Annotated in this window: 24 protein-coding genes; 15 read left to right on the top strand and 9 right to left on the bottom strand. The window is 72.0% G+C overall.

Annotation, left to right across the window (positions count from 1 at the left end; genetic code table 11):
* Window positions 1–243: 243 nt before the first annotated feature.
* Window positions 244–498, bottom strand: coding sequence for a hypothetical protein (locus EFE23_RS29485; protein WP_158675820.1), 255 nt, complete (start codon window positions 496–498; stop codon window positions 244–246).
* Between the two features lie 828 nt (window positions 499–1,326).
* On the opposite strand from EFE23_RS29485, the gene mycP reads away from it, so the two are divergent.
* The 3 genes from mycP to EFE23_RS02435 are packed head-to-tail and all read left to right on the top strand — an operon-like array spanning window position 1,327 to window position 3,802.
* Window positions 1,327–2,472 carry a type VII secretion-associated serine protease mycosin gene (gene mycP / locus EFE23_RS02445; RefSeq protein WP_123239226.1) on the top strand — a complete coding sequence of 382 codons (1,146 nt, stop codon included), beginning with the start codon at window positions 1,327–1,329 and terminating at the stop codon, window positions 2,470–2,472.
* 10 nt (window positions 2,473–2,482) lie between these two features.
* The gene (locus EFE23_RS02440) at window positions 2,483–3,139 is read left to right on the top strand and encodes a Maf family protein (RefSeq protein WP_123239225.1); all 657 of its coding nucleotides are present in this window, start codon (window positions 2,483–2,485) and stop codon (window positions 3,137–3,139) included.
* Window positions 3,140–3,148: 9 nt separating this feature from the next.
* Window positions 3,149–3,802 (top strand): O-methyltransferase, encoded by a 654-nt coding sequence (locus EFE23_RS02435; protein WP_123239224.1) that lies wholly within the window; start codon window positions 3,149–3,151, stop codon window positions 3,800–3,802.
* Between the two features lie 184 nt (window positions 3,803–3,986).
* Here EFE23_RS02435 and EFE23_RS02430 read toward each other — a convergent pair whose 3' ends face one another.
* The 4 genes from EFE23_RS02430 to EFE23_RS02415 form a co-directional block, all read right to left on the bottom strand.
* The gene (locus tag EFE23_RS02430) at window positions 3,987–5,249 is read right to left on the bottom strand and encodes an MFS transporter (RefSeq protein ID WP_123239223.1); all 1,263 of its coding nucleotides are present in this window, start codon (window positions 5,247–5,249) and stop codon (window positions 3,987–3,989) included.
* A gap of 63 nt (window positions 5,250–5,312) precedes the next feature.
* Window positions 5,313–6,068: an ABC transporter permease gene (locus EFE23_RS02425; RefSeq protein WP_123239222.1), complete on the bottom strand. Its 756-nt coding sequence runs from the start codon at window positions 6,066–6,068 to the stop codon at window positions 5,313–5,315.
* Between the two features lie 17 nt (window positions 6,069–6,085).
* Window positions 6,086–7,045 carry an ATP-binding cassette domain-containing protein gene (locus EFE23_RS02420; protein WP_123239221.1) on the bottom strand — a complete coding sequence of 320 codons (960 nt, stop codon included), beginning with the start codon at window positions 7,043–7,045 and terminating at the stop codon, window positions 6,086–6,088.
* Window positions 7,046–7,166: 121 nt separating this feature from the next.
* On the bottom strand, window positions 7,167–7,778 hold the full coding sequence (locus tag EFE23_RS02415; RefSeq protein ID WP_123239220.1) for a PadR family transcriptional regulator: 612 nt from the start codon (window positions 7,776–7,778) through the stop codon (window positions 7,167–7,169).
* 133 nt (window positions 7,779–7,911) lie between these two features.
* Here EFE23_RS02415 and EFE23_RS02410 point away from each other — a divergent pair, with 133 nt between their 5' ends.
* Together EFE23_RS02410 and EFE23_RS02405 are read left to right on the top strand one after the other, a co-directional pair.
* On the top strand, window positions 7,912–9,663 hold the full coding sequence (locus tag EFE23_RS02410; RefSeq protein ID WP_123239219.1) for an acetyl/propionyl/methylcrotonyl-CoA carboxylase subunit alpha: 1,752 nt from the start codon (window positions 7,912–7,914) through the stop codon (window positions 9,661–9,663).
* Window positions 9,664–9,757: 94 nt separating this feature from the next.
* Window positions 9,758–11,197 (top strand): GuaB1 family IMP dehydrogenase-related protein, encoded by a 1,440-nt coding sequence (locus tag EFE23_RS02405; RefSeq protein ID WP_123239218.1) that lies wholly within the window; start codon window positions 9,758–9,760, stop codon window positions 11,195–11,197.
* Window positions 11,198–11,216: 19 nt separating this feature from the next.
* Here EFE23_RS02405 and EFE23_RS02400 read toward each other — a convergent pair whose 3' ends face one another.
* Complete coding sequence (locus EFE23_RS02400) at window positions 11,217–11,765, bottom strand: TetR/AcrR family transcriptional regulator (protein WP_123239217.1); 549 nt, start codon at window positions 11,763–11,765, stop codon at window positions 11,217–11,219.
* A gap of 88 nt (window positions 11,766–11,853) precedes the next feature.
* Between EFE23_RS02400 and EFE23_RS02395 the strand changes: the two genes are divergently transcribed.
* Window positions 11,854–12,297: a DoxX family protein gene (locus EFE23_RS02395; protein WP_123239216.1), complete on the top strand. Its 444-nt coding sequence runs from the start codon at window positions 11,854–11,856 to the stop codon at window positions 12,295–12,297.
* Window positions 12,298–12,338: 41 nt separating this feature from the next.
* Here EFE23_RS02395 and EFE23_RS02390 read toward each other — a convergent pair whose 3' ends face one another.
* The gene (locus EFE23_RS02390; protein WP_123239215.1) at window positions 12,339–13,961 is read right to left on the bottom strand and encodes a DHA2 family efflux MFS transporter permease subunit; all 1,623 of its coding nucleotides are present in this window, start codon (window positions 13,959–13,961) and stop codon (window positions 12,339–12,341) included.
* 56 nt (window positions 13,962–14,017) lie between these two features.
* On the opposite strand from EFE23_RS02390, the gene EFE23_RS02385 reads away from it, so the two are divergent.
* The 4 genes from EFE23_RS02385 (at window position 14,018) to EFE23_RS02370 (ending at window position 18,912) form a co-directional block, all read left to right on the top strand.
* The gene (locus tag EFE23_RS02385; protein ID WP_123239214.1) at window positions 14,018–14,542 is read left to right on the top strand and encodes a MarR family winged helix-turn-helix transcriptional regulator; all 525 of its coding nucleotides are present in this window, start codon (window positions 14,018–14,020) and stop codon (window positions 14,540–14,542) included.
* Window positions 14,543–14,621: 79 nt separating this feature from the next.
* Window positions 14,622–15,152 carry a MarR family winged helix-turn-helix transcriptional regulator gene (locus tag EFE23_RS02380; protein ID WP_233600830.1) on the top strand — a complete coding sequence of 177 codons (531 nt, stop codon included), beginning with the start codon at window positions 14,622–14,624 and terminating at the stop codon, window positions 15,150–15,152.
* On the top strand, window positions 15,146–16,879 hold the full coding sequence (locus EFE23_RS02375) for an ABC transporter ATP-binding protein (protein WP_123239213.1): 1,734 nt from the start codon (window positions 15,146–15,148) through the stop codon (window positions 16,877–16,879). The genes EFE23_RS02380 and EFE23_RS02375 overlap by 7 nt, the downstream gene beginning before the upstream one ends.
* Window positions 16,876–18,912 (top strand): ABC transporter ATP-binding protein, encoded by a 2,037-nt coding sequence (locus tag EFE23_RS02370; protein WP_123239212.1) that lies wholly within the window; start codon window positions 16,876–16,878, stop codon window positions 18,910–18,912. Before EFE23_RS02375 ends, EFE23_RS02370 begins: the two co-directional genes overlap by 4 nt.
* Before the next feature lie 98 nt (window positions 18,913–19,010).
* Here the strand turns inward: EFE23_RS02370 and thrS are convergent, their stop codons facing one another.
* A complete protein-coding gene (gene thrS, locus EFE23_RS02365) occupies window positions 19,011–20,240 on the bottom strand; it encodes a threonine--tRNA ligase (RefSeq protein ID WP_255421116.1) in 1,230 nt (409 codons plus the stop codon).
* A 505-nt stretch (window positions 20,241–20,745) separates the two neighbouring features.
* On the opposite strand from thrS, the gene EFE23_RS02360 reads away from it, so the two are divergent.
* The 4 genes from EFE23_RS02360 to EFE23_RS02345 all read left to right on the top strand — a co-directional run bounded on the left by EFE23_RS02360 (window position 20,746) and on the right by EFE23_RS02345 (window position 22,949).
* Window positions 20,746–21,366, top strand: coding sequence for a DedA family protein (locus tag EFE23_RS02360; RefSeq protein ID WP_123239210.1), 621 nt, complete (start codon window positions 20,746–20,748; stop codon window positions 21,364–21,366).
* Window positions 21,367–21,620: 254 nt separating this feature from the next.
* Entirely contained in the window at window positions 21,621–21,818 is a 198-nt protein-coding gene (locus EFE23_RS29670) for a type II toxin-antitoxin system RelE/ParE family toxin (protein WP_373683952.1), read from the top strand.
* Complete coding sequence (locus tag EFE23_RS02350; protein ID WP_123239209.1) at window positions 21,815–22,147, top strand: helix-turn-helix domain-containing protein; 333 nt, start codon at window positions 21,815–21,817, stop codon at window positions 22,145–22,147. Before EFE23_RS29670 ends, EFE23_RS02350 begins: the two co-directional genes overlap by 4 nt.
* Window positions 22,148–22,259: 112 nt before the next feature.
* The gene (locus EFE23_RS02345; protein ID WP_123239208.1) at window positions 22,260–22,949 is read left to right on the top strand and encodes a DUF998 domain-containing protein; all 690 of its coding nucleotides are present in this window, start codon (window positions 22,260–22,262) and stop codon (window positions 22,947–22,949) included.
* Here the strand turns inward: EFE23_RS02345 and EFE23_RS02340 are convergent.
* Window positions 22,927–24,330, bottom strand: a complete 1,404-nt coding sequence (locus tag EFE23_RS02340; RefSeq protein ID WP_123239207.1) for an NAD(P)H-quinone dehydrogenase — start codon at window positions 24,328–24,330, stop codon at window positions 22,927–22,929. The genes EFE23_RS02345 and EFE23_RS02340 overlap by 23 nt on opposite strands.
* A gap of 165 nt (window positions 24,331–24,495) precedes the next feature.
* On the opposite strand from EFE23_RS02340, the gene EFE23_RS02335 reads away from it, so the two are divergent.
* Window positions 24,496–24,951, top strand: a complete 456-nt coding sequence (locus tag EFE23_RS02335; protein ID WP_123239206.1) for a gamma-glutamylcyclotransferase — start codon at window positions 24,496–24,498, stop codon at window positions 24,949–24,951.
* Window positions 24,952–25,001: the final 50 nt, after the last annotated feature.

Here is a 25,001-nt window from a genome sequence, read left to right as displayed (position 1 = left end):
GGACGTCCACAGCATGTGGGCGTGCCTCCAGGACCAGGACACCAGCGGGCAGTGGAAGCAGGTCGCCGGCTGGCGCAAGATCTGCGACCTCGCCCTCGCCCACCTCGGCCGCCTGCGGGAGTACCGGCGCGGACTCGCCGAGGCGTGGCCGCCAGAGACCAACGCCGCCGCTCGGGCCTACATCGGCGAGTTGGACCAGCTCATCGACAAGGTGCAACGCACCCACGACGCGGCCGCCGCGAACTACGACGCGCTCGCCGCCGCCACCCGAGCCATCGGCAGCACCCGCGCCGAACTCAAGCCGATCCACGACGAGTACGTGGCCAAGTTCAAGCAGAAGCAGGCGTACGAGGAGATCGCCGCCGACCCGAAGGCGGTGGCGGGTAGCCGGCTGCCTGCGACGTCGCCGGTGACGGACGCGGAGCTGGAGCGGTTGAACGTGCGGGCGCGCGGGTTGATGTCAGGGCTGAGCGGCGAACTCCAACAAGCCCAAGCCATGCTCCAACGGCCACCTGTCGTTCGCCCGCGGATCGATGACGGCGAGCCGCAGCCTTACGCCAATGCTGGAGTGCCGGCCCCGATCATCCCACCGATCGTTGCGATGCCGATCCCCACAACGACTGCCGCTCGAATGAGCCAGCCAGTAGCTGGCGCGACGAGGACTCCGACACAGGCTGCACCTACAAGCCCCGGTCCCATCCTCGGAGGTGCCGAATCGAGCCTCCTAACGCCTCCGACTCCACCGCCAGTTCAGCCTGCCGTCTCACCAAGCACGTCGCTTACACCGACTAACGGTCTGCCACTGCCACCAGCACTTCCACAAGTCCCCGATCGAGCACTCCGGCCAGGCGGGGTCGGCAAAATCGGCGGGGACGGGATGCCAGGCCACCTCCAGCCTGGCATTTCGAAAGGCCTGACACCGGTGGCGCCACCGAAGCCAATGCCGCCCGGGGGCCTAATTGGCGGTCCGCCGGGGATAGGGGTTGGTCCGACGACTGGGCCTACTACCCCTCGTCGGGTGAACCCGATAGGAGGCGTCATTGGCGGCGGTGGAGCCGGTACGGCACCCAGCGGTAGCGCAGGTTCCCGCCCCGGGGGAGCACGTTCCTCGCACCTCACTGGATCGCATAGTGCGACTCCCTACGGGGGTGCGCCATACGCGGGCAACAGGCCTGGACAGATCAACCCCTTAAGCCAATCGGGCGACAAATCTCGGCAATGGGATCCGGATCACCCATGGGAAACCGACCGAGGCATAGCTCCCGTAATGCGCCCTCCTGACGAGGAGGGACCCATCGACCCTGGTCCCGCAATTGGCCTTGATAGATGAGCCGAAAGATTCGACGACTCGCGATTGGCGCAGCCCTCGCCCTCGGCTCAATAACCACCGCTCCCATACCAGCCCAGGCTACACATTCCCGTGATGAATCCCAGATAATTCGGCGCAACCAATGGTTTCTCCAATACCTAAATGTCGACAAGGCCCACACGTTATGCCAGGGAGAAGGGGTAATAGTCGCCCTCCCGGACACCGGCGTCGACCCTCACCCAGACCTGCGGGGCAACCTGCTCCCTGGCAAAGACTTCATCCCCGGCGGACGAGGCGATGGCAGGCAGGATCTGAACAGCCACGGCACCGGAATGGCCGGGCTTATCGCTGCACACGGCCGCGGAGGAAACTTAGGTGCCCTCGGGATCGCACCGAAGGCACGAATACTACCGCTCCTCGTGTCACCGCCTGACGGGGATGGAGACCCGGACAAATTGGCGGAGGGTATCGAGTATTCAATCACCCAAGGTGCCGATGTCATCAGCATATCGAGCGGCGGCGGGACGAGCAGTCGGCTAACTCAGGCAATCCGGTATGCAATATCGTCCGACATCGTGATCGTCGCAGGGGTAGGCAATCGGCCAGCAGATCCCTTCGTCGCTTACCCGGCACGCGAGGAAGGAGTCATCGCCGTAGGGGGAATAGATCGTGCCGGAGTTCATGCACCCATATCTGTCACCGGCCCTCAAGTCGATCTAGTTGCCCCAGCTACTGACATATACAGCACCGGTCTCGGCGGAAGTTACCGTAAAGGGACCGGAACCTCCGACGCCACGGCGATTGTGGCCGGCGCTGCTGCCCTCATCCGCTCCAAATTCCCCGACCTGCCCGCTCAAGAGGTCGCGCACCGCCTCACCGCCACCGCCATCGACAAGGGCCCGCCCGGCCGCGACGACGAGTACGGCTATGGGGTCATCGACCTGGTCGCCGCGCTGACCGCTGACGTACCCCCGCTGGGCTTTGAATCCTCGAACGTGACCGCACCCGCACCGACCGCAGCGGGGCAGGCGGACGACGGTGGTGACGACGGGGCGACCGGGCGCGGGCTGGCGACCTTGGGCGTGCTGGTGGCGGCCGGTGGGGGTTATCTCGTTTGGCGACGGCGTCGCCGTGCCGCCGACCCGCCGCGGATCAGCCGGTAGCGTCGGTGGGGTGTTGACCTCCGTACCGCTGCGCCTCGTGCTCGCCTCGCAGAGTCCCGCCCGCCGCAAACTGCTCCAGGCTGCCGGAATCGAACCGGATGTGCTGGTCAGCGGCGTTGACGAGTCGCAGGTGGTCAGTGACCGGGCGGAGGAGTTGTGCCTGGAGTTGGCCCGGCTGAAGGCGCAGGCGGTGCTGGGCCGGCTGCGTGCCACGCCGGACGAGCGGACGTTGGTGTTGGGCTGTGACTCGGTGCTGGCCTTCGACGGGGAGATCCTGGGCAAGCCGGCCGATGCGGCGGACGCCACCCGGCGGTGGGAGCGGATGCGGGGCCGTAGCGGGGTGCTGCACACCGGGCACTGCCTGATCGACGTGGTCCACGAGTCGCGGGCGGAGGGGGTCGCCTCGACGACGGTGCACTTCGCCGACATCAGCGACGAGGAGATCGCCGCGTACGTGGCGACGGGTGAGCCGCTGGCGGTGGCCGGGGCGTTCACCATCGACGGGCTGGGCGGGGCGTTCCTGACCGGCATCGACGGTGATCCGGGGACGGTGGTGGGGTTGAGCCTGCCGCTGCTGCGCGGCCTGCTCGGCGAGCTGGAACTGAGCATCACGGACCTGTGGACGAAGGTCGCGCCGGGGGGCCAGGAGATCGAGCATCTGGGCTAGCGTCCGGTCATGACCACGAAGCCGCTGCCGCTGACCCCGGAACTGCACGCCTACCTCGTCGCGCACGGATCGGCGCCGGACGAGATCGTCCGGGAGTTGACCGAGGAGACCCGCGCCGCCCTGCCCGCCGAGGCGGGCATGCAGGTCGCGCCGGAGCAGGCCGCGTTCCTGACCTTTCTCACCCGGCTGCTCGGCGTCCGGCAGGCCGTCGAGGTGGGTACGTTCACCGGGCTCTCCTCGCTGGCGATCGCCCGCGGGCTGGCCGACGGCGGCCGGCTGACCTGCTTCGACATCTCCGAGGAGTACACCGGGATCGCCCGGCGGTACTGGACGCGGGCCGGCGTGCAGGATCGGATCGAGCTGCGGATCGGACCGGCCGCGGAGACGCTGCGGGAACTGCCCCGGGAGCGGCATCTGGACTTCGCGTTCATCGACGCCGACAAGGTGGGGTACCCGGTGTACTGGGACGAGTTGGTGCCCCGGATGCGGTCGGGCGCGGTGATCGCGGTGGACAACACGCTGCGTGGCGGCCGGGTGCTCGCCCCGCAGGACGCCGACGACCGGGCGATCGCCGCGTTCAACGACGAGGTCCTCGCCGACGTCCGCGTCGACGTGGTCATGCTTTCCATCGCGGACGGTGTGACGCTCGCCCGGGTGCGCTGAGCCAGCTCGCCGATATGGCGGCATCCGCGGCACTGGGACACCGCCATATCGGCGGTCTTGCGCCCGCCAACCGTCATGGTCCACTCCGGTTGCGGCATGTCGGGGCATCGCGTGGACGGGATGGCCCGCTTTGCCGCAGAGCGAGTCGATCAAGCGCGGGCCGCGGGCCGCGGGCGGGCGGTGGTCAGGCGGGGAGCCGGACCAGGTCGTCGGCGGTGGGGTGCGGGGTGCGCAGGACGCGGCCGAGTCGGGCGGTGAGCAGCAGGCCCGCCGCGATGAAGCCGGGCAGCAGCAGGAAGGCCAGGTGGGGGCCGACGCCGTCAGCCACCCAGCCGAGCGCGACCGGCGCGATTCCGAAGCCCACCCCCATCGAGTACGAGGACCAGCCGGCCGCCTTGTCGGCGGCCGGCCCGGCCACGGTGAGGGCGATGGAGATCGCCAGCGGGTAGTGCAGGGCGTTGCCCAGCCCGAGCACGACCAGGCCGGTGACGGCGAGCCAGCCGACCTGGGCGGACCAGAAGAGCGCGAACCCGACCAGGGAGACGCTCAGCGCCCCGAGCAGCAGCGGGACGGGCGGCAGGCGCAGGGCGAACCGGCCGCCGGCGGCCCGGCCGGCGAACATGCCGCAGACGATCGCCGCGACGGCGGCCGAGGCTCCGCCGGCGCTGAGCCCGGCATGGGTACGCAGCACGTCGGCGGTCCACAGGGACAGGCAGACCTCGATCGAGCCGGTCACCGACATCAGCACCCAGGCGATCCAGTACGCCCTCGGCAGCCGCGCCGAGGCGCCAGCGGTGGCCCCGACGGGGTGAGCGGGAGCCGACGGCTCCAGGTCACTGCGCGGCATCAGACGCGCGGAGCTGGAGTCGTCGTAGGGGGTGGCCTTCGGCAGGCGTACCCGGAAGGTCAGGGCGGCGAGGGCGACCAGCGTGATCAGGCCGACCTCGGCGGCCATCACCGGTCGCCAGCCGAGGCCGGCGCCGACGGCGGCGCCGATGACCAGCGGCGCGAGGATGCCCATGCCGGCGCAGGCGGCGTTGGCCTCGGCGAGCGCGGCGGGTGCGGCCGGTCCGTGGTGGGCGACGAGCACGACGTTCACGCCGCTGATCACCATCATGCCGAAGGTGGCGATCACCGCGACGGCGGCGATGGTGGCCGGCAGCGGGTGGAGCAGGCCGAGGGCGGCGACGCCGGCGGCCACGCCGGCGAGGCCGAGCCAGATGGCCGGGCCGCGGCCGAGGCGGCGGGCGACCGGCGCGAAGAGCGCGCCGCCGGCCACCGCGCCGACCGCGATGCCGGTGCTGTGCAGGCCGGCGACGGCGGCGCTGGTGCCCTGTTCGTCGCGGAGCAGCGGTACGACGGGGCCGAACCCGTAGAGGAAGAAGCCCCACAGCCCCAGCTGGGCGTAGGTCAGCCAGGTGGTCCTGTCACGGGTGAGGCGGGGCACCGGCCTTACGCTACGCGCGCATGCCCGGCGCCCCGCCGCAGGTGAGAGGCAGCTCTCGTCGGATCAGCGGACGCTGCGGGCGAACTGCCGCGCGGCCCAGACCACCCCGGCGACGGCGAGCACCGCGATGATCGAGAGGCCCTGCCACACCCGATCGTTGCTCAGGTCGCCGGCGAAGAGCGCGCGGGTGCCGTCGACCGCCCAGGAGAACGGGTTCCACTTGGCGACGCCCTGCAGCCAGCCGGGGGCGAAGGTGAGCGGCAGCAGGATGCCGGAGAGCAGCAGCACCGGCTGGGCCACGGTGTTCATCAGCGGGGCGAGCGCGTCCTCGCTCTTGACCTTGAGCGCGACGCCGTACGAGACGGCCGAGGTCATCAGCGCGATCAGGGCCAGCATCAGGTACGCCAGGAGCAGGTAGCCGATGAAGACGCGCAGGTCGAACAGGAGCGCCAGCAGGGTGATGATGACCGCCTGCGCGATCAGCGAGATCACGTCCCGCAGCGAGCGGCCGAGCAGCAGGGCGAGCCGGCTGACCGGGGTGACCCGGGACCGCTCGATCACCCCGGCGCGCAGCTCGGCGATCAGGCCGAACCCCTGGAACAGGCCACCGAAGATGGCCAGCAGCACCAGCAGGCCGGGCACGAAGATCTTGTACGCGGCGGCCTGGGTGGGCGCGTTCAGCGCGGGCTTGAGCAGCGGGGCGAAGAGCAGCAGGTACATCACCGGCTGGAAGACACCGACGAAGACCCAGACCGGGTTGCGCAGCAGCAACTGGATCTGGCGCTGGAAGATGAGCCAGGTGTCGCGGGCGAGTTTCATGACAGCTTCTCCGGGGGTCAGGACTCGCGCAGCGAGCGGCCGGTCTTGGTGAGGAAGACGTCGTCGAGGCTGGGCCGGTGCAGCTCGATGGAGCGCAGGTCGAGCCCGTCGCCGTCGAGGCGGCGCAGCACCTGGGGAATGGCGGTGGCGCCCTCGTCGACGTAGAGGCGCAGGCCGCCCTCGTCGGCGGTCTCCAGCTTGGTGACGTACGCCTCGGTGTCGAGCAGCTCGGCGGCGCGCGGGGTGGCGGCGGCGTCGAGGCCGACCAGCACCACCTCGCCGGAGATCTCGCGCTTCAGCTCGGCCGGGGTGCCCTCCGCGACCACCTCGCCGTGGTCCATGATCGCGATCCGGTCGCAGAGCGCGTCCGCCTCGTCGAGGTAGTGCGTGGTGATGAAGACGGTCATCCCCTCGGCACGCAGCCGGCGGATCTCGTCCCACATGTGCGCGCGGCTCTGCGGGTCGAGGCCGGTGGTCGGCTCGTCCAGGAAGACGATCTTCGGCTCGTGGATGATGCCGAGCGCGATCTCGACCCGGCGGCGCTGGCCGCCGGAGTAGGTCTTGCACTTGCGGTCGGCGTACTCGCTGAGCTGGAAGGCGTCCAGGGCGCGGGTGGCGCGCCGGTGCGCCTCGGCCTTGCCGATGCCGTAGAGCCGGGCCTGGAGCACCAGTTCCTCGCGGGCGGTGGACTCGTCCCAGGTGCTGCCGCCCTGGGGCACGTACCCGATCCGCCGGCGCACCCCGGCCGGGTCCTTGCGCAGGTCGGCCCCGGCGATGGTGGCCTCGCCGCCGTCCGGCTCGATGAGGGTGGCGAGCATCCGCAGGGTGGTGGTCTTGCCGGCGCCGTTGGGGCCGAGGAAGCCGAAGATCTCCCCCTCGGCGACCTCCAGGTTCACCCCCCGGACCGCGTCCACGGTCTTGGTCTCGCGACCCGCGCGGGAGCGGAACGACTTCCGCAACCCCCTGGTCTCGATCATGTCTGCTCCTGGTCGTCCGGGCCGGACGTGACCGGCCGCCGATCGTCCGCGACGGGGACGCACCTCTCCCGCGCGGCTCGCGCCGAGGCTATCGCGATATAGCTCTTATGGTCAACGTTGATTAATCCGCGTCTTCACCGCAGGGCGGGCCGCCGTCCTGCCACCCCGACCACCCCTCGGCCCGCTCCATTCCAGCGGGCAGGTACGACACTCCTGACTCGATCCGCTCCGCGATCCGCAGGCACCAGCCCATGTCCGCCTCGGCCCGGGCCAGCCAGAGCTCGAACATCCACCCGACGTGCACCGGCTTGCGGTTGCGCACCCAGTCCGAGTCCAGCGAGGCGCGCATCGACTCGATGCCCGCGCGGATCAGGTTGGCCCGGTTGCGCAGCGCCGCCGCCGCCTCGTCGCGCGGCATGGCGGGCAGGAAGGAGAAGGCCGCCACGAACGGGTCCGGCGTCTCGTTGAGCTGCCACCACTGCGCCCGCAGCAGGGTCTCGAACTCCTCCTCACCCTTCGCGGTCACCTCGTAGGTGGTGCGGGCGGGGCGCGCGCCGACCTGCTCGACGGAGACGGTACGCAGCAGCCCCTCGTCGGTGAGCTTGCGCAGCGCGTGGTAGATCGAGCCCGGCTGCACGTTGGCCCACTTGTCCGCGCTCCAGCTCAGCAGCTCACGGCGTACGTCGTAGCCGTGCACCGGCTGCATCCACCTGACCAGGCCCAGAATCATCATCCGCGTTGCCGACACCGGACAAGCGTAATAGCCAAATTTGACTACAGTGCTCGATGCCACACTGAGCGATCGTTAGGGCGAGGACCCCGGCCGATACACTCCCGGAATCGACCTCCCGGGAGGAGCCACCAAGGTGCGCAAGGTACTCATCGCCAACCGCGGCGAGATCGCCGTCCGCGTCATCCGGGCCTGCCGCGACGCCGGCTTGGCGAGCGTCGCCGTCTATGCCGACTCCGACCGGGACGCGCTGCACGTCACGCTGGCCGACGAGGCGTACGCGCTGGGCGGCGACACCGCCGCGGACAGCTACCTGCGCATCGACAAGCTGATCGACGTGGCCGCGAAGGCGGGCGCCGACGCGGTGCACCCCGGCTACGGCTTCCTCTCGGAGAACGCCGACTTCGCCCAGGCCGTCATCGACGCCGGGCTGACCTGGGTCGGCCCGACCCCGCAGGCGATCCGCGACCTCGGCGACAAGGTGACCGCCCGGCACATCGCCCAGCGTGCCGGCGCGCCGCTGGTCCCCGGCACCCCGGACCCGGTCGGCAACGCCGACGAGGTGATGGCCTTCGCGGTCGACCACGGCCTGCCGGTGGCGATCAAGGCGGCCTTCGGCGGCGGCGGGCGCGGCCTCAAGGTGGCCCGCACCATGGAGGAGATCCCGCACCTGTTCGAGTCGGCCACCCGCGAGGCGGTCGCCGCGTTCGGCCGGGGCGAGTGCTTCGTCGAGCGGTACCTGGACCAGCCCCGGCACGTCGAGGCGCAGGTCCTGGCCGACCAGCACGGCAACGTCATCGTGGTCGGCACCCGGGACTGCTCCCTGCAGCGCCGGCACCAGAAGCTGGTCGAGGAGGCCCCGGCGCCGTTCCTCACCGAGGCCCAGCGCCGGCAGATCCACGACAGCGCCAAGGCCATCTGCCGGGAGGCCGGCTACCACGGCGCCGGCACGGTCGAATACCTGGTCGGCGCGGACGGCACCATCTCGTTCCTGGAGGTCAACACCCGGCTCCAGGTCGAGCACCCGGTGACCGAGGAGACCGCCGGCATCGACCTGGTCCGCGAGCAGTTCCGGATCGCCGACGGCGAGAAGCTGCGCTTCACCGAGGACCCGACGCCGCGCGGCCACGCGATCGAGTTCCGGATCAACGGCGAGGACCCGGGCCGCAACTTCCTGCCCGCCCCGGGCGCCATCACGGCGCTGCGGCTGCCCAGCGGCCCGGGCGTCCGGGTCGACACGGGCGTCTCGGCCGGCGACGTGATCGGCGGCAACTTCGACTCGCTGCTGGCCAAGGTGATCATCGTCGGCGAGACGCGTACCGAGGCGCTGGAGCGCGCCCGCCGGGCGCTGGACGAGATGGTCGTCGAGGGCATGGCCACCGCGCTGCCGTTCCACCGCCTGGTGGTCCGGGACGAGGCGTTCACCGCCGAGCCGTTCACCGTGCACACCCGGTGGATCGAGACCGAGTTCGACAACACGGTGCCGGCCTTCACCGCCGTCGCCGGCCCCGCCGAGGGCCCGGCCGAGCGCGAGACCGTCGTGGTCGAGGTGGCGGGCAAGCGGCTGGAGGTCACGCTCCCCGCCGGCCTGGGCGCGGGTACGGCGTCCGCCGCGCCCGCCGCGAAGAAGCCGGCCCGCCGGGGCGGTGGCGCCAAGGCCGGCGCCGCGGTCAGCGGCGACGCGCTCACCTCCCCGATGCAGGGCACCATCGTCAAGATCGCCGTCGCGGACGGGGACACCGTCGCCGAGGGCGACCTGGTCGTCGTGCTGGAGGCGATGAAGATGGAGCAGCCGCTGCACGCCCACAAGGCGGGCACCGTGAGCGGCCTCGCCGCCGAGGTCGGCGCCGTGATCACCGCCGGCGCGGCGATCTGCACCATCGCCTGAGCGGCACCCGTTCGCGGAGTCCGGGCCGGGCCGGCCGGGGTGGTTTGGGCCACCAGCGGCGGCGGGACCGGCCGCGAGCAGGAATGATGTTCCGGTGCGGTTCCTTCATGGCGCGGTTCCCGCGCACGACCTGACCTACAACGACGTCTTCATGGCGCCCAACCGCTCCGAGGTGGGCTCCCGGCTCGACGTCGACCTGGCCACGGCCGACGGCACCGGCACCACAATCCCGCTGGTGGTGTCGAACATGACGGCGGTCTCCGGCCGGCGGATGGCCGAGACGGTGGCCCGGCGCGGCGCCATCGCGGTGATCCCGCAGGACATCCCGATCGAGGTGGTGGCCAACGTCGTCGGCTGGGTCAAGCAGCGCCACCTGGTGCACGACACGGCGATCACGCTCGGCCCCACGGACACCGTCGGCGACGCGATCCACCTGCTGCCGAAGCGGGCGCACGGCGCGGTCATCGTGGTGGACGAGGCCGGCCGGCCGCTCGGCGTGGTCACCGAGGCGGACACCGTGGGCGTGGACCGCTTCGCCCAGCTCCGGCACGTGATGTCGACCGAACTGCACACCGTGCCGGCGGACGCGGACCCGCGTACCGGCTTCGACCGGCTCTCGGCCGGCCGGCGCCGGCTCGCCCCGGTGGTGGACGCCGAGGGGCGGCTGGTCGGCGTGCTGACCCGGCAGGGCGCGCTGCGCGCGACCCTCTACAAGCCGGCGGTGGACGACCGGAACCGGCTGCGGATCGCCGCCGCCGTCGGCATCAACGGCGACGTGACCGGCAAGGCCGCCGCCCTGCTGGAGGCGGGGGTGGACACCCTGGTGGTGGACACCGCGCACGGGCATCAGGAGCGGATGATCTCGGCGCTCCGGGCGGTCCGCCGGCTCGACCCCGGGGTCCCGGTCGCGGCCGGCAACGTGGTCACCGCCGACGGCGTACGCGACCTGGTGGAGGCGGGGGCGGACATCGTCAAGGTGGGCGTCGGCCCGGGCGCGATGTGCACCACCCGGATGATGACCGGCGTCGGCCGCCCGCAGTTCTCGGCGGTGCTCGACTGCGCCGCGGCGGCCCGCGCGCTGGGCCGGCACGTCTGGGCCGACGGCGGCGTACGGCACCCGCGCGACGTGGCACTGGCCCTGGCCGCCGGCGCCTCGAACGTGATGATCGGCTCCTGGTTCGCCGGCACCTACGAGTCCCCCGGCGACCTCTACACCGAGCCGGACGGCCGGCGCTACAAGGAGAGCTTCGGCATGGCCTCGGCCCGCGCGGTGAGCGCCCGGACCGGCGAGGACAGCGCGTACGACCGGGCCCGGAAGGCGATCTTCGAGGAGGGCATCTCCACGGCCCGGATGTACCTGGACCCGACCCGTCCCGGGGTGGAGGACCTGATCGACGAGATCATCTCCGGGGTCCGCAGCGCCTTCACCTACGCGGGCGCGCGGAACCTGGACGAGTTCCACGAGCGGGCCCTGGTCGGGGTGCAGAGCGCCGCCGGCTACACCGAGGGAATGCCGTTGCCGACGAGCTGGTGACCCCGGGAAGGCTCGACGGTCAGGGGAACAGCCGGCCGATCACCGTACGGGCGGCCGCCTCGGGATCGGGGCCGACCCGGGCGGGCAGGGCACCGGCCAGCCAGAGCGTGGCGAAGCCGTGCACGATCGACCAGGCCGCCAACGAGTCGACGTCGGGCTCCCGCCCGGTGTGTCGGGCCACCCCGCTGCGCAGCAGCTCCCCGGCCCGCTCCCGGGCCGCCACCAGGTCCGGGTCGTCCGCCCGGTAGAGGTCGGGGCGGAACATCACCTCGAAGTGCGCGCGGTGTCGGACCGCGAAGCCGACGTACGCGACGCCGCTCTCCCGGAGGTCGTCGCCGGCTGCCCGCAGCGCCTCGCCCAGCAGCTCGAAGCCCTGGGTGGCGAGGGCGGTGAGCAGGCCCGCCTTGTCGCCGAAGTGGTGGGCGGGCGCCGCGTGCGAGACGCCGGCCCGGCGGGCCAGGTCGCGCAGGCTCAGCGCGGCCGGTCCGGACTCGGCCATCGCGTCCGCCGCGGCCGCCAGCAGGGCGCGGCGGAGGTCGCCGTGGTGGTACGAGCGGGTCGAGGTCATGCGGTCAACCCTAACTTGTCATTGACAAGATGGCATCCGAGGGAGCAATCTTGCCAATGACAAGATTGCTCCCTCGGAGGGAAGACCCATGGCACCCCTGATCGCCCTTCTCACCGGCACCGCCGTGGCCCGGATCGCCGGCCTGCTCGGCGTGGACGCCCTCGACGGTTGGCTGCCCGCCCTCCGGATCGGCCTGGCGCTGATGTTCGTGCTGACCGGCGTGGCCCACTTCGCGTCGCGGCGGGCGGACCTGATCGCGATGGTCCCGCCGGCCCTGCCCCGGCCCGACCTGCTGGTCACGGTCACCGGCGTGCTGGAGCTCGGCGGCGCGCTCGCCCTGCTGGCCCCGGCCACGGCACGCTGGGCGGCGGCCGGCCTGGCGCTGCTGATGCTGGCCATGTTCCCGGCCAACGTCTCGGCCGCGCGGCGCAGGCTGACGCTCGCCGGTCGGCCGGTGACCCCGCTGGGCGCCCGGACGGTGCTGCAGATCGTCTTCGTGGCCGCCGCGCTCGCGATCGCCTTCGGCGGCTGACCCGATCGGGGTCCCCGGCCCCTCCGACCGGGGACCCCGGCTCACACCTGGGCGGGTTCGGCCGCCGCCGGAGGCGCGTCCCCGGCGGCCTCGGGGCGCACCGGGGGCAGGCGCAGGCAGGCGAGCAGGCCGACCAGCAGGAAACCGGCCGCCGCGAAGGCCGCGTATCGGGTGGCGTCGGAGAAGGCGACCTTCGCCTCCGCGGCGATCGGCGCCGTACGCGGGTCCGCCGCCAGCCCGGCGATCGCCGCCCCGGCGCTCTCCTTGACCGCCGTCACCACCTGATCCCGCTGGGCCGGAGCGAGCCCGGGCTGGTCGGCGATCCGGTCGGACAGGATGCCGCCGAGACCGGCGAAGAGCACCGTGCCGAGCACCGCGATGCCGAGCGCCGAGCCGACCTGGCGGGCGGTGCTCTGCAACCCGGAACCCTGGCCGCTGCGCTGCACCGGCACCTCGGACAGGGAGACGCCGGTGAGCTGGGCGGTGGCCAGGCCGACGCCCACCCCGTACACGAAAAGGAAGCCCAGCGGCGCCCACCAGGCGGTGTCCGGGGCGACCACGAGGCCGAGCCCGGCCACCCCGACCAGCTCGGCGGCCACGCCGAGCTGGACCACCCGGGCCGCGCCCCAGCGCTGGGTCAGCGGGGCGCCGAGGCCGCTGGCCAGGAAGCTGCCGACGGCGAGGGGCAGCAGCGCGAGACCGGTCCGGAAGGCGCTGTAGCCGAGCACGTTCTGGAACCACAGCGGCAGGGCGAAGAGCAGCCCGAACTCGCCCAGACTGACGATCGCGGCGGCCAGGATGCCGTTGCGGAACGAGCCGATGCCGAACAGGGACAGGTCGAGCAGCGCCGGCCGGCCGGCCCGGTTGCGGCGGAGCTGCTGGGCCAGGAACACGCCGAGCGCGGCCAGGCCGACGGCCCCGGCGACCGGCACCGGGGAGACCGAGGCGGTCCAGTCCAGGCCGAAGAGGTTGAACGGCTTCTCCCGCGCCCACCAGCCGTACGTGCGGCCCTCGATCAGGGCGAAGACCACGCCGGTCATGCCGATCACCGAGAGCAGCGCGCCGAGCAGGTCGACCGCGCGTTCGGCCCGTTCGTCCCGCGACTCGGCGACCAGGACGAGGGTCACGACGATCACCGCCAGGCTGACCGGGATGTTGATGCCGAACGCCCACCGCCAGGAGTATGTGGTGGTCAGCCAGCCGCCGAGCAGCGGGCCGAGGGCCGCCGCGCCGCCGATGGTGGAGCCCCAGACGGCGAAGGCGATGCCCTTCTCCCGGCCGCGGAAGTTCGCGTTGAGCAGGGAGAGCGAGGTGGGCAGCATCATCGCGCCGCCGATGCCCTGCAGCACCCGGGCGCCGATCAGCGCCACGCCGGAGCCGGCGAGGGCGGCGAGCACGCTGGCGACCACGAAGACGGTCACCCCGGCGACGAACATCCGGCGGCGGCCGGACCGGTCGGCGAAGCGCCCGGCGACCAGCAGCAGGGCCGCGAAGACCAGGGTGTACGCCTCCTGCACCCACTGCGCGTCGGTGGAGGTGATCTCCAGGTCGCGGATGATCTGCGGTACGGCGACGTTCACGATCGTGGCGTCCACGATGATCATCGCCACGCCGAGGCTGAGGGCGAGCAGTCCCCACCAGCGCCCGCGCCCGTCGCTGCGCATCACGACCTCCCTCATTAGCTAGATTTTCTAGCTACCTGAGCTGCTAGCTTTTACCCATGGAGGGGGTGTCGTCAACCGGAGCACCGTTCGACCCAGGGCAGGCGCCCGCGACCAGCGAGGCCGCCCGCGCGCTGCGCGAGGTGCTCCGGGTCGCCGGGGACACCCGGTCGGCACTGGCCCGCCGGCTGGGCATCGGGGCCACCGACGCCGCCGCCATCGACCACCTCGTCTCCAGCGCCGAGCCGCTCGGCCCGGTGGAGCTGGGCAACCGGCTCGGCATCCGCTCCGCCTCCGCCACCACCCTGGTCGACCGCCTGGTCCAGGCCGGGCACGTCGAGCGCACGCCGCACCCGTACGACCGCCGCCGGCTCTGCCTTCGGGTGACCGAGCACGCCGTGAGCGAGGTGGTGGACGCGCTGCGGCCGATGCTGGCCGGCGTCGAACGCGCGGTCGCCCGACTCACCCCCGAGCAGGCGGCGGCGACGACCGCGTTCCTGCGCGAGGTGGCCGATGTGATGCGCGAGTACATCGCCACCGCACCCGACGACCCGGGCACCGCGCGCGGCGTGACACCCCGCTGACCTGCGGCGAAGGCCGGCCCGTCAACTTCTGTCGGAAATTAGTTTGGCCCCTGACGATCGGGAGGCTAACGTTAGGCCCGTGCAGATCGATCCTCTCGTGCGCTTCCCCGACGTGCTGCAGCACGCGCCGCTCGGCCGCCTCCTCGGCGTGGCCGGACACCTGATGGGGCAACGGTGGGGGCGCCATCTCGCCGAGCACCACGGCCTCACCACGGCCGGCATGCGGGTGCTCATGATCCTCCACCGGGCGGAGGGTGACAGCACCCACCGGGAGGTGGCGGAGCGCTGCTTCGTCCGGCCGGCCACCCTCACCGGCATCGTCGACACCCTCGAACGGGACGGATTCGTCGAGCGTCGCCGCGACCCGAACGACCGGCGCAGCATCCAACTCACCCTCACCGACAAGGGCCGCGAGCACTCCCAGGCCCTGATCGACCGCATCCACACCGACGCGCCGCTCACCTCCGTCGACGCCGACCCGGCGAAGAAGGCGGTGATCCGGGAGTTCCTCATCGAACTCATCACCAACATGTCCGACGGCGACGTCGGGCAGTTGAACCCAGACCAGGAAACCACCGACGAGACGACACGGGGGCTCCGTCCGTGCTGATCCGCCTGCTCCGCACCCAGCTACGCCCGTACCGACGACTGCTGGCCGCCGTGGTGGCCTTCCAGTTCGTCGGCACGCTGGCGTCGCTCTACCTGCCCAGCCTCAACGCCGACATCATCGACAAGGGCGTCGCCGTCGGCGACACCGGCCAGATCCTGCGTACGGGCGGCTGGATGCTGCTCGTCAGCCTGCTCCAGATCGCCTGCTCGATCGCCGCCGTGTACTTCGGCGCCAAGACCGCCATGGGATTCGGCCGGGACGTCCGGGCCGCCATCTTCAGCCACGTCAACAGCTTCTCCGCCCGCGAGGTGGGCCGGTTCGGGGCACCCTCGCTGATCACCCGCAACACCAACGACGTGCAGCAGGTGCAGATGCTCGTGCTGCTGAGCTGCACGATGCTGGTCGCCGCGCCGATCATGAGCATCGGCGGCGTGGTGATGGCGCTGCGCGAGGACGTCGGACTCTCCTGGCTGCTGCTGGTCAGCGTGCCGGTGCTGGCCATCCTGCTGGGCCTGCTCACCAGCCGGATGGTGCCGGGCTTCCGGCTCATGCAGACCCGGATCGACACGGTCAACCGGGTGCTGCGCGAGCAGATCACCGGCATCCGGGTGGTCCGGGCCTTCGTCCGCGAGCCGTACGAGACGGACCGCTTCGGGGTGGCGAACGCGGACCTGACCGCGACCGCCCTGCGCATCGGCCGGCTACAGGCGCTGATCTTCCCGGTGGTCATGCTGGTGCTGAACGTCTCCAGCGTGGCGGTGCTCTGGTTCGGCGCGGGCCGCGTCGACTCCGGTCAGATCGAGATCGGCGCGCTGACCGCGTTCCTCCAGTACCTGATGCAGATCCTGATGGCGGTCATGATGGCCACCTTCATGCTGATGATGGTGCCCCGGGCGGCGGTCTGCGCCGAGCGCATCGGGGAGGTGCTGGACACCGAGTCCTCGGTGGTGCCGGCCGAGCGACCGGTGACCGAGGTCGCCGGCCGGGGCGAGTTGGAGCTGCGCGGGGTCGGCTTCCAGTACCCGGGCGCCAGCGCCCCGGTGCTGCACGACATCACCTTCCGCGCCGTACCCGGCCGCACCACCGCGATCATCGGCGCCACCGGCGCCGGCAAGACCACCCTGCTCACGCTGATCCCCCGACTGGTCGACCCGACCGCCGGCGCGGTGCTGGTCGACGGGGTGGACGTCCGGGAACTTGCCCCCGACGAGCTGTGGCGGCGGATCGGTCTGGTGCCGCAGCGGCCGTACCTGTTCAGCGGCACCGTGGCCAGCAACCTCCGGTACGGCAATCCGGACGCCACGGACGCGGACCTGTGGGCGGCGCTGGAGATCGCCCAGGCCCGGGACTTCGTCGCCGAGATGCCGGGCGGGCTGGACGCGCCCATCGCCCAGGGCGGCACCAACGTCTCCGGCGGCCAGCGGCAGCGGCTCGCGATCGCCCGCGCGCTGGTCCGCAAGCCGGAGATCTACCTCTTCGACGACTCGTTCTCCGCGCTCGACCTCGGCACCGACGCCCGGCTGCGGGCGGCGTTGAAGCCGGTCACCGCGGACGCGGCGGTGGTGATCGTGGCCCAGCGGGTCTCCACGATCGTCGACGCCGACCAGATCATCGTGCTCGAGGACGGAGGAGTCGTCGGGATGGGACGACACGGGGAACTGCTCGAAACCTGCCCGACGTACGCCGAGATCGTGGCGTCCCAGCAGACCGCGGAGGTGCCGGCATGACGGCCGTGGAGGAGAAGGAGACGCCGAAGCGGCTGCCACCCGGCGGCCGGCGCGGCGGCCCGCCGCACATGAACATGGGCATGCCCGCCGAGAAGGCGATGAACTTCGGGCCCTCGGCGCGACGGATGCTGCGACGGCTGCGGCCGCACCGACTGGAGCTGGGCGCGGTGCTCGGGCTGGCGCTGCTCAGCGTCGGGCTGAGCGTGACCGGGCCGAAGGTGCTCGGCCACGCCACGGACATCATCTTCAGCGGGGTGATCGGCCGCCGGCTGCCCGCCGGGACCACCGTCGACCAGGCGGTGGCCGCGGCGCGGGCGTCGGGCAACGACCGGTTCGCCGACATGCTGGCCCGGATGGACGTGGTGCCCGGCCTGGGCATCGACTTCGACCGGCTGGGCCGGGTGCTGGCCCTGGCCCTCGCCCTGTACGTGGGCGCCAGCCTGCTGATGTGGGCGCAGGGTTGGCTGCTCAACGGGGTGGTGCAGCGGACCGTGCTGCGGCTGCGCGCCGACGTGGAGGACAAGCTCAACCGGCTGCCGCTGCCGTACTTCGACCGGCAGCCGCGGGGCGAGCTGCTGAGCCGCGTCACCAACGACATCGACAACATCTCGCAGACCCTCCAGCAGACGCTGAGCCAGCTGCTCACCGCGCTGCTCACCGTGGTCGGCGTGCTGGCCATGATGGTCTGGATCTCGCCGCTGCTGGCCGTGGTCGCGCTGGTGGCGGTGCCGATGTCGGTGCTGGTGACCAGCCAGATCGCCAAGCGGTCCCAGCGCAAGTTCATCGCCCAGTGGGCGCACACCGGCGAGCTGAACGGCCAGATCGAGGAGGCGTACACCGGCCACGAGCTGGTCAAGGTCTTCGGCCGGCAGAAGGAGGTGGAGGCCGCCTTCCACGCCAAGAACGAGGAGCTGTTCCAGGCCAGCTTCGGGGCGCAGTTCGTCTCCGGGATCATCATGCCGGCGATGTTCTTCATCGGGAACCTCAGCTACGTGGCGATCGCCGTGGTCGGCGGCCTGCGGGTGGCGTCGGGCTCGATGAGCCTCGGCGACGTGCAGGCCTTCATCCAGTACTCCCGGCAGTTCACCCAGCCGCTCACCCAGGTCGCCTCGATGGCCAACCTGCTCCAGTCCGGGGTGGCCTCCGCCGAGCGGGTCTTCGCGGTGCTGGACGCCGAGGAGCAGAGCCCGGAGCCGGCCCGGCCGGCGCGGAACGCCGAGCCGCACGGCCGGGTCGAGTTCGAGCGCGTCTCCTTCCGGTACACGCCGGACAAGCCGCTGATCGACGACCTCTCGCTGGTGGCCGAGCCCGGCCACACGGTGGCCATCGTCGGCCCCACCGGCGCCGGCAAGACCACCCTGGTCAACCTGATCATGCGGTTCTACGAGCTGGACGCCGGCCGGATCACCCTGGACGGGGTGGACATCACCACCATGCGCCGGGACGAGCTGCGGGGCCGGATCGGCATGGTGCTCCAGGACACCTGGCTCTTCGGCGGCACCATCCGGGACAACATCGCCTACGGGCGGCCGGACGCCACCGAGGAGGAGATCCTCGCCGCGGCCCGGGCCACCTTCGTGGATCGTTTCGTGCGCAGCCTCCCCGACGGGTACGACACCGTGATCGACGAGGAGGGCAGCAACGTCAGCGCCGGCGAGAAGCAGCTGATCACCATCGCCCGGGCGTTCCTCGCCGAGCCGTCGCTGCTGATCCTCGACGAGGCGACCAGCTCGGTGGACACCCGGACCGAGGTGCTGCTGCAGCGGGCGATGGCGGCCCTGCGCTCGGACCGGACCAGCTTCGTGATCGCGCACCGGCTGTCCACCATCCGCGATGCCGACCTGATCCTGATGATGGAGCGGGGCCGGATCGTGGAGCAGGGCACCCACGACGAGCTGCTCGCCGCCGACGGCGCGTACGCCCGGCTCTACCGGTCCCAGTTCACCGGTGCGGTGCTCACCGACGAGGTTCCGGCGGTGCCGGGCGTCACGCCGACCGGCCCCCGCCCCGCCGTCACCCCGGCCCGTCCCTGACCATGCCCCCACCGACCGCCATCCGGGTTTGCGGCATGTCGCGGCCTCCCGCACCGGCGAGACCGCGACATGCCGCAGTCCGCGGCGGCGACGAGAGGTCAGCCCGGGAGCAGGTCGGCCGAGCGGGCGGCCACCACCGCGCCGATCAGCCCCAGCGCGTCGGCCGCCGGCATCGGGTCGAGCCCGCGCCCGTCGCGCAGGCGCAGGGAGACCGAGCCGTCGGCGGCCTCCCGGGCGCCGACCACGCCGACGTACGGCACCCTGCGCCGGGCCGCGTCGCGGATCCGGGCACCCAGCGAACCGGCGTGGTCGACCTCGACCCGCAGCCCGGCCGCCTCGGCCCGGCGGGCCAGCGCGTCGGCGGCGTCCGCCTGGCCGCCGTCGACCGGCAGGAGCACCAGCTGCACCGGGGCGTACCAGGCCGGGAAGGCGCCCGCGTGCACCTCGATCAGGTAGGCGAAGAGCCGTTCCATGCTGCCCACCAGGCTCCGGTGCACCATCACCGGCCGCTTCCGGCTTCCGTCCGCGTCGGTGTACGACAGGTCGAACTTCTCCGGCTTGTCGAAGTCGAGCTGGATGGTGGAGATGGTCGACTCCCGGCCGGCCGCGTCGACGATCTGGATGTCGATCTTCGGGCCGTAGAACGCCGCCTCGCCGGGAGCCTCGGCGAAGTCGACCCCGTCGAGGGCGGCGCGGAGCAGCTCCTCGGCCCGCGCCCACTGGGCGTCGTCGCCGACGTACTTCTCCCCCGGCCCGCGCAGCGACAGCCGGAACCCCGCCGGCCGAACCCCGAGCGCCGCGTGCGCCGCGCGGATCAGCCGGAGGATCTCGCGTACCTCGTCACCGACCTGCTCCAGCGCGCAGAAGTTGTGCGAGTCGTTCAGCGAGATGGCGCGGACCCGGGACAGTCCACCGAGCACCCCGGACCGTTCCGCCCGGTACATTCCGCCGATCTCGGCCACCCGCAGCGGCAGCTCCCGGTAGGAGCGGCCGCGGGCCCGGTAGACCAGCGCGTGGTGCGGGCAGAGCGCCGGACGCAGCACGAACTCGTCGTCGGCGCTCAGTCGCATAGGCGGGAACATGTCGTCGGCGAAGTAGCCGAGATGACCGGAGATCTCGAACAGCTCCCGCTTGCCCAGCGGCGGCGAATAGACGTGCCGGTAGCCGGCCCGGCGCTCCAGGTCCCGCACGTACTCCTCGACGGCGTGCCGGGCGGCGGCGCCGGCCGGCAGCCAGATGGGCAGCCCGGCGCCCGCGAGGGGATCGGAGACGAACAGCTCCAGCTCCCGGCCGAGCCTGCGGTGGTCGATCATGTCGCTCTCCTTGATCGGGTACGACCCGGAGGCGAGCTGGCCCGGAACGCCGCGAGGCCCCGGGGCGGTTCGCCCCGGGGCCTCGTCGACGGATACGTCAGTGCGGCACGCCGGGGATTCCCGGCGTCGTGGTCACCACCGCGCTGCGCATGCGGCGACGGTACGCCCGCCGGCTCGACGGGCGCACCCGGATTTCGGGGAGCGGAGGCACGCCGGCGGAGGTGGCACGCCGGCGGAGAGGGTGCGGGTCGCCGGCTCGGGACCTGCCGGCGACCCGCCGCGACCCGGTCGCCAGGAACGGGGGACCCGGCGTCCACGCGGTCGCGTCCCGCCAACGGTACGCCGCGGATCGATGTTCCGCCGCCCGCCCCGGGGCGTCACATCCGGCGGTCCCGTTTCGTTGTCCATCGGAGGCTCTGCCGTGTCAGCGGTCACCACCGGCCGGGGCTGTCCGCGGTGACGCCGGACACCCGGGCAGGCTCGGAACGGTTCATCGGGGGAATCCGGCGAGGTGGCGGTCATGCCCGAACTCATCTCTGACGTCGCGTCGCCGACGTGGGCGTACCTCGTGCTGCTGGCGCTGCTGGCCGCCGACGCGTTCGTGCCGGTGGTGCCGACCCAGATCGTCATGATCACCAGTGGCGCGCTGACCGTCTACGGCGGACTGAGCCTGCCGCTCACCATCGCGGTCGGCGCGCTCGGCGTGTTCGCCGGCGACCTCGCCTGCTACCTGCTGGGCCGGACCGCCCCGGACCGCCGGCAGGCCCGACACGTCACGCCGAGCCGGGCCCGCCGGGCCGCCGCCCGGGTCACCCGCGGGCTGCGGGAACCGGGACCGCTGGTGATCCTGCTCTGCCGCTTCGTGCCCGGTGGCCGGATGGCCGCCTGCTTCTCGGCCGGCCGCAGCCGCTACCCGTACCGCCTCTTCCTGCTCTACGAGGCCGCCGCCGCCACCGGTTGGGCCAGCTACGGGACGCTGGTCGGCCACCTGGGCGGCACGGCGCTCACCCAGTCGGCGTGGCGGCTCGTGCTGATCGGCGCGGTGGCGGCGGCCGGGTTCGCCGCGGCCGGCTGGGCGATGACCGCGATCAGCGCCCGCAACAGCCGCACCGAGACCCCGGTCAAGGTCCCGGCCGACTGAAGCGCGGAGATCCCGCGCGAAGGGCGCTGATCCGTCGCGTGTCGAGTGAAGCGCGGTATAAGCTCGACTTATATTGACAGCATGTGGGAGATCAGACTGCATCCCGAGGTCGAAAGATGGTTTCTCGACCTGTGCAGAAGTGATCCCGCCTCGGCCGACCTGGTCAGCGAAGCGGTCGACCTGCTCGGGGAACATGGGCCCGCGCTCGGGCGCCCCCCTTGGTCGATCGCCTCAAGGGCAGCACGTTCCACCACATGAAGGAACTACGGCCCGGCTCGGCCGGCTCGACGGAGGTGCGGATGATCTTCGCCTTCGACCCACTGAGGGAGGCCGTCTTCCTGGTGGCAGGAGACAAGGCCGGACAATGGCGAAGTTGGTACCGAACGGCCATACCCTTGGCAGACGCACGGTTTCAGGAGCATCTGATCAGCCTGAAGGAAGCCCAGCAATGACGGACGGAGTGAACTGGCGAGACGTCAAGGCCAAGGCCAGGAAGATCGATCCCGCCTGGGACGACCCCGCCCGCGTGGCTCGACGGGGACGCATGCGGGACCAGATGCTCGCCGCCGTCAGCGGTGCTCAACTCGCCGAGATTCGGAAGCAGCTGGGCATGACCCAGACCCAACTGGCCGAGGCCGCAGGGCTGTCCCAGGCGAGGATCAGTCAAATCGAGAACGGGGAGAGCACCAGCCTGGAGACCCTGAGGGCATACGTGACCGGGCTCGGCGGACACCTCGACGTCGTCGCCCGCATCGGGAACATCCAGCTGAACGTCGCCTGAGAGGGCACCCGGGTCGACTCCGGAAGGAACGGCATCTAGGGGGCTACCCGGGGATCGAAGTGGGTGGCCGGCCCGGATCCGTTTCGGGTGGTTCCGGCAGCAGGCTCAGTCCATGCCCGGAATCCAACGAAGCGGCCTGCTGGCCCTCGGTGGGATCGCCTTGGCGGCGGTGCTCGCCGTGCTCGGTCACCTCGAGGTGAACGACGATCTGAATCCCTGGTCGCTGACCGTCAGCGACTTCGCCGTCTCCGACCGGGGCGGCGTCATCGACGGGGCCATGGTGGTGCTCGCCGCGGCCACCGTCGTACTGCTGGCGCCGCTGCGCCGCGCCGGGGCGCGGGGGCCGGCGCGGGCGCTGCTGCTGGCCTGGTCCGCCGGCCTGCTGGTCGCCGCCCTGGTCCCCACCAACGACCCCGGTACGGCCATGGGCACGGGCGCCTACCTGCACCGGTACGCCTCGGTGGTGGCCTTCCTCGTCCTGCCGGTCGCTGGCTGGCTGCTCGCCGGCCCGCTGGGCGGGCGGGCCGCCGGCTGGCTGCGCGTCCTCGCCCTGACCAGCCTGGTGCTGGCCGGGGCGATGGTCTGGTCGGCGTACCCGGGTGACCGGGTGCTCATCGGCCTGGTCGAACGGCTGCTCATCCTCGCCGAGGTCGCGCTGCTCACCGTGGTCGCGGCAACCCTGGTCCGCCGGCACGGGACCGGCGAGGTGGCGGCCTTCCCGGGCCCGGGACACCGCCAGCTCGCCGAGGTGGCGCCCGGCACCGGCCGGGCGCGGCGGGTCACTCCAGCTCGTGGAGCATGAGCTGGCGGGCGGCCTCGGTGATCGAGCCCGAGAGGCTCGGGTAGATCGTGATGGTCTGCGCCAGCTCGTTGACCGTGAGGTTGTTCTCCACCGCCATGGTGATCGGCAGGATCAGCTCGCTGGCCTTCGGCGCCACCACCACGCCGCCGATCACCTGCCCGCTGGCCGGCCGGCAGAAGAGCTTCACGAAGCCGTCGGCCAAGTCGTCCATCTTCGCCCGGGCGTTGCCGGCGAGCGGCAGCATCACCTGGCGGGCCGGGATCTTGCCGGCGTCCACCTCGTTCTGCGAGACGCCGACGGTGGCCAGCTCGGGGTCGGTGAAGACGTTCGCCGCGACGGTACGCAGCCGCAGCGGCCGGACCGCCTCGCCGAGCGCGTGCCACATCGCGATCCGGCCCTGCATGGCGGCGACGCTGGCCAGGGCCAGGACGCCGGTGCAGTCGCCGGCGGCGTAGATGCCGGGGACGTTGGTCCGGGACACCCGGTCGACGCTGACGTACCCGCCCCGGGCCAGCTCGACGCCGTACTCGGCGAGGCCCAGGCCGGCGGTGTTGGGGATCGAGCCGACGGTGATCAGGGCGTGCGAGCCGACCACCACCCGGCCGTCGGAGAGCACCACCTCGACGCCGTCGCCGATCCGGCGGACCGCCTCGGCCCGGGAGTTGTTGAGGATGGTCATGCCCCGGTTGCGGAACACCCGCTCGATCGCCATCGCGGCGTCGGGGTCCTCGTGCGGCATGACCCGGTCCCGGCTGGAGACCAGGGTGACCTCGATGCCCATCGCCAGGTACGCGCTGGCGAACTCGGCGCCGGTGACGCCGGAGCCGACCACGATCAGGTGCTGGGGCAGCGCGGGCAGGTCGTACACCTGCCGCCAGGTGAGGATGCGCTCGCCGTCCGGCGGGGCGGTGGGGAGCTGCCGCGGGGTGGCGCCGGTGGCGACCAGGACGGTGGACGCGTCGATCCGGTACTCGGGGCGGCCGTCGGCCGGGGTCACGATCACCCGGTGGGTGTGGCCGAGCGTGTCGTCACCCAGCCGGGCGGTGCCCGCGACGAACTCGACCCCGGCCTTGACCAGCTTGTCGTGGATGTCGGCGGACTGGGCCAGGGCGAGCCGCTTCACCCGCTCGTGCACCGCGCGGGCGTCGACGGTCACCGCCTCCAGCCCGTCGGAGTGCACGCCGAACTCCTCGGTGTCCCGGTAGCCGGTGACCACCTGGGAGCTGGCGATGAAGGTCTTGGACGGGACACAGTCGGAGAGCACGCAGGCACCGCCGGCCCCCTCCGCCTCGACCACGGTGACATCAGCGTCCAGCTGGGCGGCGACCAGCGCCGCCTCGTACCCGGCCGGCCCCCCGCCGATGATCACGATCTGGCTCACAGGGCCATCCTTTCGTTCGCGGCTGCGGGGCTCCGCTCCGCCGCACTCCTCGCGCTCACCGTGCTCGCCCCCGACCGATGCTCACAGTGACTTTCTTCTCCCCGGCGCGCTCGACACGCTCCGTCGTATTCTCCCCCACCCGCACACCGGACTATCGTCATCGCCGTGCGTCTGTACGCCGCTTACGGCTCGAACCTGGACCCCGCCCGCATGCGCGCCTACTGCCCGCATTCGCCGATGGTGGGCACCGGCTGGCTGGAGGGGTGGCGCCTCACCTTCGCGGGCGAGGGCGTCATCGGCTGGGAGGGCTCGGTCAGCACCGTGGTCGAGTCCCCGGGCGACCGGGTCTTCGTGGCGCTCTACGACATCGACCCGTACGACGCCGCGCAGCTCGACGAGATCGAAGGCGTGACGGCCGGGACGTACCGGAAGCTCACCGTGCGCGTCTCGACGCTGGACGGGGACGTGACCGCGTGGGTCTACGTCTTCGACGGATACGAGGGCGGCCTGCCGACGTCGTGGTACCTGTCGGAGATCGCCAACGCGGCGGAGAAGGCGGGCGCGCCGGACGACTACGTCACCGAGCTGCGGTCCCGCCCCACCGGCACCGCGTCGGCCTAGCCGCTGTTCCACACCCCAAGTCTCCCCCGGCCGGCTCACCGGCCGGGGGT

Origin of the sequence: Micromonospora solifontis, from assembly GCF_003725545.1 — a bacterium.
Classification (GTDB): Bacteria; Actinomycetota; Actinomycetes; order Mycobacteriales; family Micromonosporaceae; genus Micromonospora; species Micromonospora solifontis.
The sequence above is the reverse complement of the archived record's forward strand: the minus strand, read 5'-3'. Positions and strand labels throughout refer to the sequence as shown.